The 18,275-nt window shown below is 31.9% G+C and carries 16 protein-coding genes and 1 pseudogene; 12 read left to right on the top strand and 5 right to left on the bottom strand.

Going from position 1 to position 18,275, the window contains the following annotated elements; translation table 11 throughout:
• Positions 1-19: 19 nt before the first annotated feature.
• Positions 20-889, bottom strand: coding sequence for a LysR family transcriptional regulator (locus tag KQI42_RS12755; protein ID WP_216520342.1), 870 nt, complete (start codon positions 887-889; stop codon positions 20-22).
• Positions 890-999: 110 nt separating this feature from the next.
• Here KQI42_RS12755 and KQI42_RS12750 point away from each other — a divergent pair, with 110 nt between their 5' ends.
• The 4 genes and pseudogenes from KQI42_RS12750 to KQI42_RS12735 all read left to right on the top strand — a co-directional run bounded on the left by KQI42_RS12750 (position 1,000) and on the right by KQI42_RS12735 (position 4,660).
• Entirely contained in the window at positions 1,000-2,382 is a 1,383-nt protein-coding gene (locus KQI42_RS12750) for an MATE family efflux transporter (RefSeq protein WP_216520340.1), read from the top strand.
• Between the two features lie 250 nt (positions 2,383-2,632).
• Positions 2,633-2,902, top strand: a pseudogene (locus tag KQI42_RS12745) (BMC domain-containing protein); the annotation flags it as partial.
• 315 nt (positions 2,903-3,217) lie between these two features.
• On the top strand, positions 3,218-3,871 hold the full coding sequence (locus tag KQI42_RS12740; protein ID WP_216520338.1) for a phosphate propanoyltransferase: 654 nt from the start codon (positions 3,218-3,220) through the stop codon (positions 3,869-3,871).
• An 18-nt stretch (positions 3,872-3,889) separates the two neighbouring features.
• Positions 3,890-4,660 carry a flavoprotein gene (locus KQI42_RS12735; protein ID WP_216520336.1) on the top strand — a complete coding sequence of 257 codons (771 nt, stop codon included), beginning with the start codon at positions 3,890-3,892 and terminating at the stop codon, positions 4,658-4,660.
• An 81-nt stretch (positions 4,661-4,741) separates the two neighbouring features.
• On the opposite strand, the gene KQI42_RS12730 is transcribed toward KQI42_RS12735, so the two are convergent.
• The 4 genes from KQI42_RS12730 to KQI42_RS12715 all read right to left on the bottom strand — a co-directional run bounded on the left by KQI42_RS12730 (position 4,742) and on the right by KQI42_RS12715 (position 9,563).
• Positions 4,742-5,497, bottom strand: a complete 756-nt coding sequence (locus tag KQI42_RS12730) for a response regulator transcription factor (RefSeq protein WP_216520334.1) — start codon at positions 5,495-5,497, stop codon at positions 4,742-4,744.
• A 36-nt stretch (positions 5,498-5,533) separates the two neighbouring features.
• Complete coding sequence (locus KQI42_RS12725; protein WP_216520332.1) at positions 5,534-6,766, bottom strand: sensor histidine kinase; 1,233 nt, start codon at positions 6,764-6,766, stop codon at positions 5,534-5,536.
• Between the two features lie 392 nt (positions 6,767-7,158).
• Entirely contained in the window at positions 7,159-8,475 is a 1,317-nt protein-coding gene (locus KQI42_RS12720; RefSeq protein WP_216520330.1) for a sigma-54 interaction domain-containing protein, read from the bottom strand.
• 47 nt (positions 8,476-8,522) lie between these two features.
• On the bottom strand, positions 8,523-9,563 hold the full coding sequence (locus KQI42_RS12715) for a PDC sensor domain-containing protein (RefSeq protein ID WP_216520328.1): 1,041 nt from the start codon (positions 9,561-9,563) through the stop codon (positions 8,523-8,525).
• A 335-nt stretch (positions 9,564-9,898) separates the two neighbouring features.
• On the opposite strand from KQI42_RS12715, the gene KQI42_RS12710 reads away from it, so the two are divergent.
• The 8 genes from KQI42_RS12710 (at position 9,899) to cutC (ending at position 18,178) form a co-directional block, all read left to right on the top strand.
• Positions 9,899-10,177, top strand: a complete 279-nt coding sequence (locus KQI42_RS12710; protein WP_216520414.1) for a BMC domain-containing protein — start codon at positions 9,899-9,901, stop codon at positions 10,175-10,177.
• Positions 10,178-10,227: 50 nt separating this feature from the next.
• A complete protein-coding gene (locus tag KQI42_RS12705) occupies positions 10,228-10,488 on the top strand; it encodes a BMC domain-containing protein (RefSeq protein WP_216520412.1) in 261 nt (86 codons plus the stop codon).
• An 88-nt stretch (positions 10,489-10,576) separates the two neighbouring features.
• Positions 10,577-10,876, top strand: a complete 300-nt coding sequence (locus KQI42_RS12700) for a BMC domain-containing protein (RefSeq protein WP_216520326.1) — start codon at positions 10,577-10,579, stop codon at positions 10,874-10,876.
• Between the two features lie 30 nt (positions 10,877-10,906).
• Positions 10,907-11,644 carry a propanediol utilization microcompartment protein PduB gene (gene pduB, locus KQI42_RS12695; protein WP_216520324.1) on the top strand — a complete coding sequence of 246 codons (738 nt, stop codon included), beginning with the start codon at positions 10,907-10,909 and terminating at the stop codon, positions 11,642-11,644.
• Between the two features lie 35 nt (positions 11,645-11,679).
• A complete protein-coding gene (locus KQI42_RS12690; RefSeq protein ID WP_216520322.1) occupies positions 11,680-13,269 on the top strand; it encodes an acetaldehyde dehydrogenase (acetylating) in 1,590 nt (529 codons plus the stop codon).
• A 28-nt stretch (positions 13,270-13,297) separates the two neighbouring features.
• The gene (locus tag KQI42_RS12685) at positions 13,298-13,561 is read left to right on the top strand and encodes a EutN/CcmL family microcompartment protein (protein ID WP_216520320.1); all 264 of its coding nucleotides are present in this window, start codon (positions 13,298-13,300) and stop codon (positions 13,559-13,561) included.
• An 18-nt stretch (positions 13,562-13,579) separates the two neighbouring features.
• Entirely contained in the window at positions 13,580-14,725 is a 1,146-nt protein-coding gene (locus KQI42_RS12680; protein WP_216520318.1) for a 1-propanol dehydrogenase PduQ, read from the top strand.
• Between the two features lie 18 nt (positions 14,726-14,743).
• The gene (gene cutC / locus KQI42_RS12675; protein ID WP_216520316.1) at positions 14,744-18,178 is read left to right on the top strand and encodes a choline trimethylamine-lyase; all 3,435 of its coding nucleotides are present in this window, start codon (positions 14,744-14,746) and stop codon (positions 18,176-18,178) included.
• Positions 18,179-18,275 lie beyond the last annotated feature (97 nt).

Below are 18,275 nucleotides of genomic sequence, written 5' to 3'. Positions count from 1 at the left end.
TTACTAACTGCCATATTATTTATTCTTCAGTAACTTCTCTTAAAAAATTGACTGCTACAGTAGATAGATTACTATTTTCAAGAGTTATTATTGCAACTTGAGTAAACAAAGACTCGTCATCAATAATTTTAAATTTTAAATTATTTGCAAGTACAAGATTTTTAGAAGATATTGGAACAATAGCAACACCTAAACCAGCATTTGCCCATAGAAGAGAAGTTCTAGAGTCATCATTTATACAGAAAATATAGGGATTTACTTCAGATTTTTGAAATGCTGAAATTATTATATGCTCGAATCTGCGATAAATAATAAGGGGTTTCTTATTAAGATCCTTTATTGAAATACTATCTCCTAACTTATCTAAAGTATCATCATTTTGATATGCTGCTATCATTGGTTCAATTTTTAGATAAGTAGTGTTAAGACCTGATTTATCAAAAGGTGTTCTTACTATTCCAATTTCAATTACTCTTGAAAATAATAGATCTATAATTTCAGGAGTAATACCTTCGTAGAGTTCATATTTAATTTTATTATATTTCTTATGAAACTTTAAAAAGTTGTTTTCCAATAGATCGGCGTCTATTGCTGATATGGTACCAATCTTTAACGTTCCCTTAAAACCACTTTTATTATCTTCTAATTCTTTTCTAATAGAATGTTTTAATTCAAGAATATTATTTGCTTTAGTAAAAAGAATTTCTCCTGCATCCGTAAGAGTTATTTTTCTTGGACCTCTATGAAATAATTTGACATTTAAATCTTCTTCAAGATTTTTAATGTGATTACTAAGGGCAGGTTGTGCAATATGTAGTTTTTTTGCTGCAGCCGTAATATTTCCTTCATTTACTACAGTAACAAAATATAAAAGCTGTTTCATATCCATAGCTCATTCTCCTATATAAAATATTATATACATTCTATAATATATTGATATTTTAATTATACATTTATTCATGTTAGACTACAATAGATAGGCATAGAGGAGGAATATTTATGGTAACTGATATGACAAAGGGAAATCCATCTAAGACTATATTAAAGTTTACATTTCCCATGTTGATTGGAAACTTATTTCAACAATTATATAATATTGTAGATTCTGTTGTAGTTGGAAGGTTTATAGGTAAAGATGCATTGGCAGCAGTGGGATCATCATTTATGCTTATGAACTTTTTTTCTTTTGTAATAATTGGATTATGTATGGGAGCTTCAGTAGTATATTCATATTATTTTGGTGAGAAAAACTACTCTAATCTTAGAAGGACAATATTTTTTTCATTTTTATCAATAGGTGTTTTTACAGTTTTATTATCAATTGTTTTAGTATTAAATACTGAAAGAATGTTACTACTTATAAATACACCTAAAAGCATATTTAAAGATTCTCAAATATATTTACAGGTTATCTTTGCAGGACTTATATTTGTTTATCTTTATAATGTTTGCTCAGCTTTATTAAGGTCTATAGGTGATTCAAAAACACCTTTGTATTTCCTAATACTTGCTGCTACTATTAATATTGTGCTGGACTTAGTTTTTGTTATAGTATATAAAATGGGTGTATTTGGAGTAGCTCTTGCTACAATTATAGCTCAAGCTGTTTCTTCGATTTTATGCTTAATCTATGCATTTGTAAAGATACCATTTATCAGGTTAACTCGTGAAGATATGATTTTTGATAGAGAAATAGCGTTTACCGTAGGTAAGTTTAGTTTTCTTACATCTATTCAGCAGTCTATAATGACATTCGGCATGGTATGTGTTCAAGGTATTGTGAATACCTTTGGACCAGATACTATTGCGGCATTTACTGCTGCTGGTAAGATAGATTCTATAGCATATTTACCTGTTCAAGACTTCGGAAACGCATTTTCTACTTATGTTGCTCAGAATAAAGGAGCTAAGAAGAAGGACAGAATATTGGAAGGAGTAAAATCTGCTTCTCGAACTATAATAATATTTTGCATAATATTATCAGTATTGATTTTTATAAATTCAAATAATCTAATGAGAATATTTGTAAATGCAGATGAAATAAATGTAATAAAACTAGGAGTAGAATATCTATCTATAATATCTATATTTTATATATTAATAGGATTTTTATTTATGTTCTATGGATTTTTTAGAGGGATTGGAGAATTAAATGTATCCCTAATTCTTACAATAATTTCTTTAGGTACTAGAGTATTAATGGCATATATACTTTCAAGTATCCCGCAGATAGCTCAACGAGGAATATGGTGGTCTATTCCTATAGGATGGGGTCTTGCTGATACTATAGGGTTTATTATATACAAGAAAGTGAAGAAAAATATTTTAATGAATGTAGAAGCTGATAATCAGGAAAACAATGCTTTTAACTTGGAAAACTAGAATTTAAACAGTCATAAAATATCCCTCAATTTTTATATGAGGGATATTTTATGTTTATATATTTTCTCTTTATTTTAACTAACAATACGAATAGTCCATAAATGTCAAGAAAATACCATTAATTTTATGAAACAAATATATTTTATACAAGAAGTACTCTGTATTTTTGTCAGATTATAGGGCGGTTTTAGGATAAAATAAAAGTGTATTAATCGTACAATAAAACAATTTGTAGAAGGAGGTAATATTGTTGAGTCAAGATGCATTAGGGATGATTGAAACAAAAGGCTTAGTAGCGGCAATTGAAGCAGCAGATGCTATGCTTAAATCTGCAAATGTTTCGTTGATGGGCTATGAAAAGATTGGTCATGGATTGGTTACTGTAATGGTTCGTGGAGATGTAGGTGCAGTTAAAGCCGCCGTGGATTCAGGTGCTGCTGCTGCGAAGAATATAGGTGAAGTAGTATCTGTACACGTAATAGCACGTCCAGATAATTCTATACCAAAAACATTTCAAAAAGAAGAAGTAGAAAAAGCACAAGAAGTGAAAAAGGAAGAAAAGCTAAAAGAAGTAGCAAAAGAAGTAAAAGAAGAAAAGCCAACGAAAGAGAAAAAAGCAGTAAAAGAAGTGAAAGAAGAAAAGTCTGAAAAACAGGAAAAATCGGCAAAAGTAGAAAAAACTACTGAAGAAAAAGCGGCTTCTATTTCCGAAGATGAAACTGAGAAGAAATCAGAAAAACAAGAAGATAATTCTAAGAACAAAAAGAAATCAGATAAATAGAATATCATAAATTTTTATAATTTAGTTAGTAAGTTTTTGAAAGGATAGGAATATATGGAAATAAACAATCAAGAATTAGCAATAAAGATAGCAAATCTTATTAGAGAACATCTAGAAGTTAATCCAGAAAAAAAGGAGATACCTGTAGGTGTTTCAAATCGTCATATTCATTTAAGTAAAAAAGATTTAGAGATACTTTTTGGAGAAAATTATCAATTAAATGAATTAAAAGAGCTAAAACAACCAGGACAGTTTGCTGCAAAGGAAGTAGTTTGCATTGCAGGACCTAAAGGAAGTTTATCTAATGTTCGTGTTTTAGGTCCAGTTCGTGAAGAAAGTCAGCTTGAAATCTCCAAAACAGATAGTTTTACATTGGGAGTTAAATCTCCAGTGAGAGAATCTGGTGATCTAAAAGGATCAGGAGATATTTGTGTTATTGGTCCTAAAGGAAGTGTTTTTCTAAAAGAAAAAGTAATAGTTGCGAAGAGGCATATACACATGACCCCAGAAGATGCAAAAGCATTTAATGTAATCAATGGTCAAAACGTCAATGTGATTACTTCTGGAGAGAGAAAGACTATATTTGGAGATGTAATTGTACGAGTAAGTCCTAAGTACAGCCTAGAATTTCATGTAGATACCGATGAAGCAAATGCAGCAGATTTATCATCAAAAGATACTGTCATGATAAGCACTTTGAATCTGTAGTAAAAAGGGGATGTTTCAGTGGATGAGCATAAGCTAAAACAAATAATAGAGAAACTGTTATGTGATTATTATGAGAAAAAAGCTTTGGTTATATTAACAGGAGGTACATCATATTCTAATGAAATTCTCGAAATACTTATGCAATATGATAATGTTAAATATGAATATATAATTTCTGAAAATGCCTTGAAAATAGAAGAAATAAAAGAATGGAGAAAAATTGGAGAAAAGATAGAAGGGGATAAACAAATATATGAATCAATAAAAAAGGCAGAATGTGTGATTATACCTTTATTAACACGAAATACATTAGCTAAAATATCTGTCGGTATTGCTGATAATGAAACGACTACAGCTATTCAATTAGCCCTGATGATGGGAAAACCTGCAATTGCTATAGATGCTAGTTGGAATCCTGAAACTGAATTTGCTAAATTAATGAGGTTAAATACTAACGAAGCATATAATAAAATGCTATTTGATCACAAATCCAAGGCAGAAAAGTTAGGAATGAGTTTTGTTTCAGTATATGATTTTGAAATAGAAGTAAATAAATACCTATATAAAGGTATTAAGAACAAGGAAATACAAGAAAAGGATATTAAGAGTACTGAGTGTTCAAAGGAGCATACAGATGTAAATATAATTGATGAAAAGAATATAGATAGTTTCATCACATATGGGGATATATCAGGGAAAGGTACAATATATCTTTCTAAAAATTCTAGACTAACGGATTTAGCTAAAGAATATATAAGTCAAAATAGGGTAAAGGTAATAGAGGTATAGAAAAACAAACAGTAGAGTGTATAAACTAATATAAAAAAAGTTAACAAAATATAAACTTGTTAACTTTTTTAAGATAAAATATTATTTATATTTAGAACTACTAGAGTATTTTCTACGGTATTCAGTTGGAGTATGTTGAATATATTTTGTAAATACTCTACTGAAATAAGATGGATCTGTAAACCCTGCCTCTACAGCTACTCGATAAACTGGATAAGAGGTAGAAGATAACATTTTACAGGCATAATTGACTCTTAATGAATTTAAATAATCTATATAGCTAATACCAGTTTCTTTTTTAAATACACGGCTAAAATACTGAGCATTTAAGTGTATATGGTTAGAAATAGATTGAAGATCAATTTTATCCCTAAAATTAACATTCATATAAGAAAGAGCCTTTTTTATTGTATCCGATTCTGCTTCCTTTAAAGTAAAAGAATGCTCAATCGGTGATGTATTATTTAGATCTTTAATAATTCTATTAATAGATGTTTTTAAATTTATGGTTTTTGCAGGCTTTAATAGATAATCTTTTGCTTTAAACTTTAGTGCCTTTTGGGCATAGGAAAAATCTGAGTAAGCGGTAATAATTATTGTTTGTACTGTTGGTAAAAACGAAATAATTTCAGATTGGGCTTCAATACCGTTTACTTCTGGAAGCCCAATGTCCATCAATATAATGTCTGGTTTATTGTGCTGAGCTTTTATGATTGCTTCAGCACCATTTTTTGCATCATCAAGTATCTTGATTTCATCTTTAAATTCTTTAGAGATAATCTTACGTAAGGCTTGTCTTTCCATAGGTTCATCTTCAACAATCATAAGACTATACATATTGAATTCAGTCCTTTCTTTTAAATAATTGATAATTTAATTTATAAACTTTGGTATCGGTGATAATTCTTTAAAACAGGGAAAATGAATTTCCACTATTGTTTCTACATTTTCCACACTAGAAATTCTTAAACCATAATCGGGACCAAAGTAGGTATTTAAACGGTTATGGGAATTTTTAACGCCCAGTCCCATAGATTCTTCAGGATTAGTTAAAAGATAATTAAGTTTTTTTGAAGGAATGCCTACACCTGTATCCTTAATCATAATAATTATTTTTTCCTTTTTGATTTCAGATGAAATATATATGATTCCTCCCTCAGCCTTTGGTTCAAGACCATGGACAATGGCATTCTCTACAATAGGTTGTAAAATCATTGATGGAATTCTATAACTTAAAAGTTCTTCGGGAACATCAATATAATATTTTAGTCGATCCTTATATCGTATATTTTGAATAAATAAATATCTTTCAATATTTTGCAGTTCACTATTTATAGTAGGAAATTCTTCAATTTCCTTTAGATTATATCTTAGTAGATCGGATAAACAGTAAATCATTTCTTCGGTATTAGGCGAATCTTCAAAAAAAGCCATTCTAGCAATAGAATTTAAAGTATTAAAAAGAAAATGTGGATTAATTTGAGCCTCAAGAGTTTTTAATTCAGCCATTTTAGCTTTTTTTTGAAATTCTAGATTTTTCTCAATTTGATTCAATAACTTTTTCTTTGTAACATTTCTCATACCAATTTCAGTAATATAATCGGCTAGAAATTCGCAGTACTCTAAACAATCAAAAACATATTTTTCTGGCACTACAGGAATCTTTGAAATAGCATCTTTTAGTTCATCCTTTGATATATTAAATTCTTTAGAAAGTTTTTCTATGTTAAATTGATATTTTTTATATTCTTCTCCTTCAACAAAAAATTGCCCTCCAAGAACAGAACCTAAGAAAAGTCCATCAATGACAATGGGAACTGCACAATTTTTTAAGCCCATATGACAATCGTGAACTTGACATTGTCCCTTCTTAAAAGAAACTTTACTAATCATAGATTCTGATTTTTGACATAGAAATGCACCTTTAGCAGAAGAACGAATTAATTGACAAAAAGGCGTACAATTCATCATTTCTCCAAAAGCATTTCCATCAGGAGCAGCAGTGAATATGGGAAAGCTTGATAAGTTTGCTATCTTTTTTTGTGAATTTGCCAATACTTCTAAATCAATTAAGTCCCATAGAGTTAAATTCTCTTGATTAATCATGACATCTACTCCTTAAACGTATTTCATTTCATAGTGATTACTATATTTCAATTATTATGTATTGCAAATTCTGTGCCAAGTGTTATTATTTAAACAATTATTTATAAGCATTGAAATGGCTGGGATTCAGATGTTTCTTATTTATAGAAATAATTAAAAATATTAAATGCAAAATATTGTTGCACTTAATATTTTTAAAAAGATATTGCTATTATTTTATCAATATGTGTCGTTATCTGTTAAAGCCCCATTTTACTTACGTATATTTCATTTATGCAATTATATATTGCATGCATTTTTAAATTGCCTCTTAAATAAAAAATAAACAAGCTATCATCTTTTATTATTAGTTTTTACTAGAACATAATAATATTCACAAAGGAATAGCTTGCTTATGGCTCTTGATATTCAATTTCATGTTTTTTTATCCTGTATTGAAGGGCTTGTCTAAATATTCCAAGGTCTTTAGCTGCTTGAGTAATGTTACCTTCATATTTTTCTAGCCGTTCAATAATTACCTGTCTTTCCACTTCGTCTAAAATTTCATTTAAATGTTTTTGTGAAGAGTAACTTTCTGGAGATTCTTCCCTATTATCAGAAGTGTTTATCGTTAAGAACTTTTGAAGCAAATGTGTGGATAGGTGTATTCGTTTTAATGTTTTCTCACTTGGTTCTACCATGTTCATAGCACTTTCGATGACATGTTCCAGCTCCCTAACATTGCCAGGCCAATTATACTCCATAAATAAATTTAAAAGATCATCATCTAATTTCTCAATATTAGTATTAAATTGATCTCTATATTTTTTAATAAAAGATTTTACTAACAAAGGAATATCATCTTTACGTTGTGTAAGTGGGGGAATATGCAATGTTACTGTTGCCAACCGATAGTATAAATCTTCTCGTAACTTATTCGATTTAATCTCCTGTTCAATATCTCTATTTACAGCACTAATAACTCTACAAGATATTTTCCGCTGTTTATTGTCTCCCACACTTCTAATGTTTCTATCCTGAAGGAAGCGTAGCAATTTAGCCTGAGCATTTAAATTCATTGAGTTGATTTCATCTAGAAATATAGTGCCATTATCTGCTTGGCTAATTAACCCTTCATTGTCTTTTGCTCCAGTAAATGCTCCTTTTACAGTACCAAAGAGAACACTTTCTAATAATGTATCTGGAATAGCAGCACAATTAACTGCTATAAAAGGACCATCTGAAAAATTACTTGCGTTATGAATACTTTGAGCAAAAAGCTCCTTTCCAGTTCCTGTTTCCCCTAAAATTAGGACTGAAGAATTATTACGTGCTATTTTACGTGCAAAATCAATAGATCTTCTAAAATCCTTATTATTGCCAATGATACTTTTAAAACTATAATAAGTGCCATTTGTTTTCATAATTCTATCTATATTTGTTGAAGAACATGTTTTCACACTGGTTATGTTAAAGATAAGTATTAATGAGTATTTGTAACAATTATGTCTTTCTAAAATTAAATGTTTTCCACCTACTTTTATTTCTGTTTTCAGTTCACTTCCTTCATATAATAAAGGAGCTAACTCCTTAAGATTCCTGTTGTTTACATGGGAATTAAGCCTTAGTATTTCTTCTGCAAGACTATTCATACATAAGACCTCTTCCTCGTTATTTAACTTAATGATACCAATAGATGATATATTTTTTAGCTCTTCAATATATGGCATATATCATACAACCCCTTTTCAACATAAAAGAAATAGATTATAAAAATCTATAAATCTTTTGAGATAATGGAATAATTAATATATATGATAAATAAAAAAAGTGCTAAGCCAATGACTAACATTCTTTTATATGAAAAATTATACTCTGCGAAAATGTTGCTAAAAGGTATGACGCTTACATAAGTCCAATATTGATCTGTACCTTTAATGTTTATAGTGCTGAAAACTCTTAGTACTTTTTCTCCTGTAATAGAGGAAAATCCAAATTCAGTAAATTCTTCTCCAACAGAAGTTCTTTTTAATAAGGAATTCCACTCTTCTTCTTTTGAAACATCTTTCATAACTTTTGTAGGATCTAGCCCATTTGCAACATAGGTTCCTTCCGTAGATACTATTTCTGCAAATCCACCCATAGGCTTTACTTTCTCAACTTCAGTTTGTAAATAATCTAAAGAAGTATCTATACTTACAACTCCAACAAATTTTTCATCTCTAATAATAGGTACAGCTACAGAAGCCATAGTAGTATTTTTTCCTTGAACAAGATAAGCTGTAGGCTCAGTTAAAAATGTTTTTTTTGTATTTTTTGGGATATTATACCATTCCATTTGTTCCTCTGTATAATAATCATAAATACAAAGTTCTGTAACAAAACTGTCCTTATTTCCACGATTTATATAGGGCATGAATTGACCCTTAGAATCATTGCCTTCCTTATTAATGTACTCTATATCTTTTCCATCAAATTCATTTGGTTCATAGGTTATAGCGATTCCAAAAAGGTCCTTATGCAATTCCAAAGAATTTTTCATAGTAGCCATTACCATTTCTCTAGAAGGATTACCTTCTTCAACCATGGTTTCCATTTGAATAGCAAAATCTTTTGCTATAGTTGCAACTTTCTCAAAGTTTCTCTCAATTTTTTCTGCATTATATCTCGAAGTGAAGGATGCTATGGTTTTAGCCTGTTCACGACTATACGTATAAGTTTTTCTTAATGTACTCGTGTTAAGGAGGACAAAAGCCAACAAAAGGACTATACATGCACAGAGAGCTAATTTTTGACCTAAGGATATTTTTTTTAACATGTTAGGTACCTCCTTATAGAAACAAATATATTTCTATGATGATTTCTATTTCTTATTCTAGAATTTCGACAATTTCAGTATAATATATGACTAAAATTATGTCAACTATATTCATTTTATGTCGTTTTTTGCACTTAAAAATTTTTAAAATACTCTCAATAGTACTAAAATGTCAAAAAAAATACAGGATTTTGTGAAGAAAGAATCATTATTTTACAAGAACTAATATTTAAAGTAAAAGATGAGCAATAACAATTACTATAAAATTAATAGTAAAACATAGTAATTAATTGACAAAATTAAAGGAGGTAGTTACTGTGGGTGAAGCATTAGGAATGATAGAAACGAGAGGCTTGATAGCGGCAATAGAGGCAGCGGATGCTATGGTTAAAGCAGCTAATGTTTTATTGGTAGGCTATGAAAAAATAGGTTCTGGATTAGTTACAGTAATGGTTCGTGGTGATGTAGGTGCAGTTAAAGCTGCTGTAGATGCGGGTGTTTCAGCTGCCAGAAATGTAGGAGAAGTAGTATCAACACATGTAATAGCACGTCCTCATACTGAAGTTGAGAAAATGCAAGAAAGAATATCCGCAATAGAAACACACTTATTATAAAATCAATAAAAACTCAAGGAGGTACTATTGTGAGGCAAGAAGCATTAGGAATGATTGAAACCGTTGGCTTAGTAACAGCAATAGAAGCAGCAGATGCTATGGCTAAAGCGGCAAATGTTTTGTTAATAGGCTATGAAAATGTTGGTTCTGGACTAATTACAGTGTTGGTTCGTGGAGATGTAGGAGCAGTTAAAGCTGCTGTAGATGCAGGTATTGCAGCGGCTCAAAAAATAGGACAAATAGTATCAACACAAGTAATAGCACGTCCTCATACCGATATAGACAATATATTAACTCAGTACAATGTTTAGTAATAAAAGAAAAACAAAACAAGGTTTTATGTATGAAATCAATATTAGTGCATCACAAATAATGAATAAAACTAGGGAGGTTATTATAATGGGACAAGAAGCATTAGGAATGATTGAGACAAAAGGTTTAGTAACATCAATAGAGGCAGCAGACGCTATGGTTAAAGCAGCAAACGTTTTATTAATAGGATATGAAAACATTGGATCTGGAATGGTTACAGTAATGGTTCGTGGAGACGTAGGAGCAGTTAAAGCTGCTGTAGATGCAGGTGTCTCAGCTGGTAGAAATGTAGGAGAAATTATAACAGCGCATGTAATAGCACGTCCTCACACTGACATTGAAAAGATATTAGCTCAACATAATTTAGGACAACCAAGTGCTGAATAATTAAGAAATAAGAAAGGTGTGTAATAAAAGATGAACCCAGAAATTTTAGAAAAGGTTATTAATGGAGGAAGCCAAGAAAAAATCACCCCTATTACAGAGTTTGTAGGAAGTACAGTAGGTGATACGGTTGGTCTAGTAATTGCTAATCTGGATTCACAATTAAGAAAGCAGATAGGACTTGATCCAAAATATCGTTCAGTTGGATTTGTAAGCTCAAGAATAGGTGGAGCTTCTCATATTTGGGCAGCGGATGATGCAGTAAAAGCTACAAATACAGAAATTGCATCCATCCAATTTCCACGTGATATGAAAGGCGGAGCAGGAAGAGGAGCAACTGTTATTTTTGCATCTCATGATGTATCTGATGCACGTCGTGCAGTAGAAGTTATGTTGAAGTCAGTTGAAAATCATATGGGAGATATTTTTACATGTGATGCTGGGCATATTGAATTACACTATACTGCAAGAGCAAGTTTAGCTTTAGAAGCAGCATATGGTGCAAGTGTTGGGAAATCCTTTGGTATTGTAATTGGAGCACCAGCAGCAGTAGGACTTGTTATGGCTGATACAGCTCTTAAGACTGCAAGTGTTGATGTTGTTAGTTATTTAGATGTAAATTCATCAGGATACTCAAATCAGATAGCTGTTACCGTAATTGGAGATTCAGGAGCTGTTAGACAATCTGTAATAGCGGCCAAAGAAGTTGGATTGAATGTACTGAAATCTATGGGACAGAAGCCAATATCATTAGGAGTTCCAACGTTTTAAATATATCATTTACGAATAGAAAAGAGGTTAGGCTAATGGGAAATTTAGATATTGATCTACAGTCAATTCAAGAAGTTAGAGAACTAATAAGAAAAGCAAAAGAAGCACAAAAAAAATTGGCTGGAATGAGTCAAGTTGAAATAGATAGAATAGTTAAGGCTATAGCGGATGCAGGAGTTCAGCATGCAGAAAGATTAGCTAGAATGGCTCAAGAAGAAACAGGATTTGGAAGATGGCAAGATAAGATTGTAAAAAATACTTTTGCTAGTCAAGTTGTATATGACCATATAAAGGATATGAAAACTGTAGGAATAATAAATGAAGATAAAGAAAGAAAAGTTATAGAAGTAGCAGTACCTGTAGGGGTTATAGCAGGACTTATTCCTTCGACTAATCCTACTTCTACAGCTATATATAAGGCTATGATTGCTATAAAATCAGGAAATGCCATAATATTTTCACCACATCCAAGTGCTAAGAACTGTATATTAGAAACAGTTAAAATTATATCTTCAGCTGCTGTTTCAGCTGGTGCACCAGAAGGTGTTATAGGAAGTATGACACTTCTTACTATGGAAGGAACTAATGAACTTATGAAACATAATGATGTTTCTCTTATATTAGCTACTGGTGGTTCAGCTATGGTTAAGGCAGCTTACAGTTCAGGAACTCCAGCCATAGGTGTTGGACCAGGAAATGGACCAGCTTTTATAGAAAAATCAGCAGATATAAAGCTAGCGGTTAAGAGAATACTTGATAGTAAAACTTTTGATAACGGTACTATATGTGCTTCAGAACAATCTATAGTAGTGGAAGAGTGTATGAGAGATAGAGCAGTAGAAGAGCTTAGAAGACAGGGAGCTTATTTCTTAAGTAGAGAAGAAGCAGCAAAACTTGAAAAGTTTATTATGAGAGCTAATGGAACTATGAATCCGCAAATCGTAGGTAAAAGTGTTGAAGCTATAGCAGAATTAGCAAACTTAAATGTACCACAAGGTACTAGAGTGTTAATAGCAGAAGAAACAAGAGTAGGATATCAATATCCATATTCAAGAGAAAAACTTGCACCAATATTAGCTTTTTACTGTGAATCTACTTGGGAAAAAGCTTGTGAAAGATGTATAGAAATATTAAATAACGAAGGTGCGGGACATACTCTCATAATCCATTCTAATAATGAAGAAATAATAAGAGAATTTGCATTAAAGAAACCTGTATCAAGATTGTTAGTTAATACTCCAGGAGCTTTAGGTGGTATAGGTGCAACTACAGGCTTAGTTCCAGCACTTACATTAGGTTGTGGAGCCATTGGAGGAAGTTCAACTTCAGATAATATTGGACCTATGAATCTTATAAATATAAGAAGAACTGTATATGGAGTAAAAGAATTGGAAGATTTAAGACCATCAGACAATACGATTGATACAAGATTTTCAATAGCAGATACGAGATTCTCAGAGCCAGATACAAGGTTCACAATAGGAGATACAAGGTTTACAGAACCAGATACAAGATTTACTAGACCATGTGCAGATAATAATACTTGTAATGAAAAGAAAGAAGAAATAAGCGAAGAACAAATAGCACGTTTATTAAAGGAAGTAATTGCTCAATTAAACAACTAATGTTTAAAGTGATTTTAGGAGGAATAAAATGATTTTAGCAAAAGTGACAGGAAGGATTATTTCCAACCAAAAAACCGTTGAATTAATGGGAGCAAAACTTCTTTTAGTTACAGAAATAGATGAATATAAAAATGTAAAAGAAGGCGTCACATATGTTGCAGTTGACAGAGTAGGTGCTGGTCAAGGTGATATTGTTTTAGTAGGTGAATGCTCTAACAATGAAAAAAAGGATATATATCAGGATAATATGTCAATTATAGCTATTGTTGAGCAAATACAAGTTGATAATTAAGGGCGGTGAAAACAGCAAATGCAACAATTTTCAATAAAACCAACGATTTATTTTAACAGAGATTCGATAGATTATTTGAAAGAAATAGAAGGAAATAGAGCCCTAATTGTGACAGACGGAGTAATGGAGCAACTAGGATTTTCTGATAGCGTAATTAAAATCCTAGGAGAAAAGGGAATTAGGAGTCAAGTCTTTTCAGATATACAACCAGATCCTAATATTAAGATGATAGTAGATGGTATGAGAAAAATGTCAGAAGACTTCCCGGATATTGTTATAGCTTTAGGTGGAGGATCGGTTATAGATACAACTAAAGGAATACTATATGCTTTCTGGAAGATGAAAAGTTCTAAAGGAGAAGAGTTTAAAAAACCGACTTTTATAGCTATTCCATCAACTAGTGGAACTGGATCTGAAGTAACTTCTTTTTCAGTCATTAAGATAGGAGAAGAAAAACTTGCTCTTGTAGACGAATGGATGATTCCTGATATAGCAATTCTAGATCCAATTTTTGTTGAATCTGTACCTTCAAAGATTACAGCAGATACAGGAATAGATGTATTATGCCATGCATTAGAGGCTTATGTTTCAACTGATGCAAGCGATTTTACTGATGCATTGGCTGAAAAAACGATAAAAATTGTTTTTGATTATCTGCTAGATGCATATAGAGATGGCTCAAATAAAGAAGCTAGAGAAAAGATGCACAATGCTTCATGTATGGCGGGAATGGCTTTCACAAATGCATCACTTGGGATTAATCATAGCCTTGCCCATGCATTAGGTGGAATTTTCCACATTCCTCATGGAAGGGCTAACGCATTATTACTTCCTTATGTTGTAGCTTATAATGCAGACTTAGAAGGTGGTGCAAAAAATGTAGCTGCTAAGAAGTATGCATATTTAGCAGAGCTATTACACCTTCCAAGCAGTACACCGGCTGAAGGAACTAGAAATTTAATTGCAGCAATTAGAGTGCTGAAAGAAAAAATGAATATGCCAAATGGGATATGTGATGTAAACATAGAGAATGAGGCATTTGAAAGACAAATAGACAATTTGACAACATTGGCTCTTAATGATAGTTGTACAATAACAAACCCAAGGCAACCGTCAAGAGAAGAAGTTAAGAGAATTTATAGGGATACTTTTCAAGGGAAATGAGAAGGAGAGGATAGATAGATGTTTGACACAAGGATTTCACCTAGAGGAAATGTTTTAAAACAAAGATTTTTCGCAAATGACACTGGAATCTGTACTGAGAGAGCAGAAATTGTTACAAAGGCGTATGAAGATTTTGCAGCTGACCCTGCAGTATTAAAAAGAGCTAAGGTGTTAAAGAAATTATTAGAAGAAATGACAGTTTGTATAGGAAAAGATGAATTGATTGTAGGAAATCAAGCTAAAAAACCTAGATATTCTCTTATGTTTCCTGAGTCTTCTTATGATGGGAAACAAAATAGTTCATCTATATATTCCTTTATCTTAGATGAAGCAATAAGCTCAGAAACAAAATGTTATTCACCAAACTACAATATAGTTTTAACTAGAGGATTTGTAAACATTAAAAAAGAGGTACTTAAAAAGCTAGAAGAAATTGGAGTTCCTAAAAATAGAGATGATGCAGAAAAAGCAAGTTTCTGGGAATCAGCTATAATTGCATGTGATGCTACTATTGGGTTTGCTAAAAGATTTGCAGATAAGGCTTATAGTTTAGCAGTTAATGAAGAAAATCCTTATAGAAGAAAAGAGCTTTTTGAAATTGCACAAATCTGTGAAAAGGTTCCTGCATATCCAGCAGAAACTTTTAAAGAAGCATGTCAAGCTTTTTATTTCTTCCAATTAATTTTACAAATAGAGTCCGGAAATTGTTCTGTTTCACCAGGAGGATTTGATAAATATCTATATCCTTATTATGAATCTGATTTAAGATCAGGTAGAATTACAAAGGCAGAAGTTTATGAAATCGTAGAATGTCTTTGGATTAAACTTGTAGAAATTAGTGAAGCAAGTTTAATAGGAAGTTTTGCAGGATATCCTATGTTCCAACATCTTTGTATGGGAGGACAAATAGGAGATGGAAAAGTTGCTATAAATGATCTATCAAATATATGTTTAGAAACATCAAAGAATCTTGGGGCAGATGCACCATCAATTTCCATTAAATTATTTAATGGTATTCAAAAAGAATACGGAGTTGGAGAATTCTTAAGCCATGGTAATGACAGCAAGAAAGATAGATCCGATCTTCCACCAAGACTCCAAAAACTAAAAGATGAATATTTAAAAGCAAAACCAAGTTTTTATATTGGAAGAGCCAAGGCGTTTACTGAAGTTACAAAGAATAATCCAGGAATGCCACCTATTTTATTAAGAGCTATGGCTTTTAGAAAAGCTTGTGAAGAAGCACCATTGTTGATCCAAGACGATGAGTTAATTGTTGGACATCCTTGTGGAAAACCGAGAGCTGGTGCATTTTCTCCAGATATTGCTTGGCGTTGGGTTAAAGATGAATTAGACACTATAGCCACTCGTCCTCAAGATCCTTTCATAATAAGTGAAGAAGATAAAAGAGTTATGAGAGAAGAAATATTCCCATTCTGGGAAGGACGTTCAATAGATGAGATTTGTGAAACGCAATATCGTCAAGCTGGACTTTGGGAATTTTCTGGTGAAGCATTTGTAAGTGATCTTTCCTACCATCAAATTAATGGTGGCGGAGATACTTGTCCAGGATATGATGTTATCTTGGTTACTAAAGGAATCAATGGTATTAAAGCTGAAGCAGAAGAAAATTTATCTAAACTATCTATGGAAAATCCAGAAGATATAGATAAAATTTATTTCTACAAAGCTGCTATTGAGACTTGTGAAGGAGTATTAACTTATGCTAAGAGATTATCTAATTATGCATTAGAATTGTCCATGAAGGAATATGATCCAAGGAGAAAAGCTGAATTAAAGAAAATTGCAGAAGTTAATGCATACGTTCCAGCTAATCCACCAAGGACTTTCCAAGAAGCTTTACAATCTGTATGGACTCTTGAATCCTTATTTGTAATTGAAGAAAACCAAACAGGTCTTTCCCTTGGACGTTTTGATCAATATATATATCCGTTCTATGAAGCTAGCATGAGATCTGGAGATATTACTGAAGAAGAAGCTTTTGAATTAATGGGATGTTTCTTAATCAAATGTTCAGAAATGATGTGGTTATCAAGCGAAGGTGGAGCTAAATTCTTTGCTGGTTATCAACCATTTGTAAACTTAACAATAGGTGGACAAAAACGTTCAGGCGGCGATGCAACAAATGATTTAACTTATTTAATCATGGATGCAGTAAGACGTGTAAAAGTTTATCAACCTTCATTAGCTTGTCGTATTCATAACCAATCACCTCAAAAATACTTGAAGAAGATTGTAGATGTTGTAAAGGCAGGATTAGGTTTCCCTGCTTGTCACTTTGATGATTCTCATATCAAGATGATGTTAAGAAAAGGGTTTGATATAGAGGATGCAAGAGATTACTGTATGATGGGTTGTGTTGAGCCACAAAAATCAGGACGTATTTATCAATGGACTTCTACTGGTTATACTCAATGGCCAATTGCTATAGAATTCGTATTAAACCGTGGTGTTATGAAATGGCATGGAACTAAACAAGGTTTAGATACAGGGGATTTAAGAGAATTTAGAACTTATGAAGAGTTTGAAGCAGCAGTTAAGGAACAAATAAAGCATATTACTGAATTATCAGCTGTTGGTACAGTTATCAGCCAAAGAGTACACAGAGATTATGCACCAAAGCCATTAATGTCCCTTTTAGTAGAAGGATGTATGGAATCTGGTACTGATGTTACTCATGGAGGAGCTATGGTTAACCATGGTCCTGGTTTAATTTGGTCAGGATTAGCTACTTATGCTGACTCTATGGCTGCTATCAAAAAACTAGTTTATGATGATAAGAAATATACTTTAGAAGAAATCAGAAGAGCGTTAGATGCTAACTTTGAAGGATATGAACATATAAGACGTGATTGTCTAAATGCTCCTAAATATGGAAATGATGACGATTACGCAGATCTTATAGCAGCTGATATAGTAGATTGGACAGAAAAACTTCATAGAAACTACAATATGCTATATTCTACTTTCAGTCATGGAACTTTATCAATTTCCAACAATACTCCAATTGGAGAATTAACTGGTGCAACACCAAATGGTCGTTTAGCATGGACTCCACTTTCAGATGGTATAAGTCCAACCCAAGGTGCGGACAAGTTTGGACCTACGGCTATTATTAAGTCTGTTAGCAAGATGAATGTTGAAGCTATGAATATTGGAATGGTTCACAACTTTAAGCTATTAGAAGGTATTCTTGAAACACCAGAAGGAGAACAAGGATTAATTACATTATTACGTACTGCTTCCCTTCTTGGAAATGGACAAATGCAATTTAGCTATGTGGATGATGAAACTCTTAGAGCGGCTCAAAGAGAACCAGAAAAATATCGTGATCTTATTATTCGTGTTGCAGGATATAGTGCTTACTTTGTAGAGCTTTGTAAAGAAGTTCAAGATGAAATTATCAGTCGTACAATGATTGATAGTTTCTAATAAATAAAAATAAAGTTCTAGAAGGTTTCATTTTAAAAGTGAAACCTTCTAGATAAAATTAATATTTTACCTGTGCTATGATAAAGAATATTTATTT

Origin of the sequence: Tissierella simiarum (assembly GCF_018917865.1) — a bacterium.
Lineage (GTDB): Bacteria > Bacillota > Clostridia > Tissierellales > Tissierellaceae > Tissierella_C > Tissierella_C simiarum.
Note: the sequence above shows the minus strand (reverse complement) of the source record. Positions and strands in the feature narration are given on the sequence as shown.

What these genes read in the sequence shown, in the direction of transcription:
- KQI42_RS12725 (WP_216520332.1), bottom strand. Translation starts at nt 6,766, where the DNA reads ATGATTAATCAAGAGAATTTAACTCTATGGGACTTAATTGATTTAGAA.
- KQI42_RS12710 (WP_216520414.1), top strand. Translation starts at nt 9,899, where the DNA reads ATGATAGAAACGAGAGGCTTGATAGCGGCAATAGAGGCAGCGGATGCT.
- KQI42_RS12755 (WP_216520342.1), bottom strand. Translation starts at nt 889, where the DNA reads ATGGATATGAAACAGCTTTTATATTTTGTTACTGTAGTAAATGAAGGA.
- pduB (WP_216520324.1), top strand. Translation starts at nt 10,907, where the DNA reads ATGAACCCAGAAATTTTAGAAAAGGTTATTAATGGAGGAAGCCAAGAA.
- KQI42_RS12685 (WP_216520320.1), top strand. Translation starts at nt 13,298, where the DNA reads ATGATTTTAGCAAAAGTGACAGGAAGGATTATTTCCAACCAAAAAACC.
- KQI42_RS12720 (WP_216520330.1), bottom strand. Translation starts at nt 8,475, where the DNA reads ATGCCATATATTGAAGAGCTAAAAAATATATCATCTATTGGTATCATT.
- KQI42_RS12690 (WP_216520322.1), top strand. Translation starts at nt 11,680, where the DNA reads ATGGGAAATTTAGATATTGATCTACAGTCAATTCAAGAAGTTAGAGAA.
- KQI42_RS12680 (WP_216520318.1), top strand. Translation starts at nt 13,580, where the DNA reads ATGCAACAATTTTCAATAAAACCAACGATTTATTTTAACAGAGATTCG.
- KQI42_RS12715 (WP_216520328.1), bottom strand. Translation starts at nt 9,563, where the DNA reads ATGTTAAAAAAAATATCCTTAGGTCAAAAATTAGCTCTCTGTGCATGT.
- KQI42_RS12740 (WP_216520338.1), top strand. Translation starts at nt 3,218, where the DNA reads ATGGAAATAAACAATCAAGAATTAGCAATAAAGATAGCAAATCTTATT.
- KQI42_RS12700 (WP_216520326.1), top strand. Translation starts at nt 10,577, where the DNA reads ATGGGACAAGAAGCATTAGGAATGATTGAGACAAAAGGTTTAGTAACA.
- KQI42_RS12750 (WP_216520340.1), top strand. Translation starts at nt 1,000, where the DNA reads ATGGTAACTGATATGACAAAGGGAAATCCATCTAAGACTATATTAAAG.
- cutC (WP_216520316.1), top strand. Translation starts at nt 14,744, where the DNA reads ATGTTTGACACAAGGATTTCACCTAGAGGAAATGTTTTAAAACAAAGA.
- KQI42_RS12705 (WP_216520412.1), top strand. Translation starts at nt 10,228, where the DNA reads ATGATTGAAACCGTTGGCTTAGTAACAGCAATAGAAGCAGCAGATGCT.
- KQI42_RS12730 (WP_216520334.1), bottom strand. Translation starts at nt 5,497, where the DNA reads ATGTATAGTCTTATGATTGTTGAAGATGAACCTATGGAAAGACAAGCC.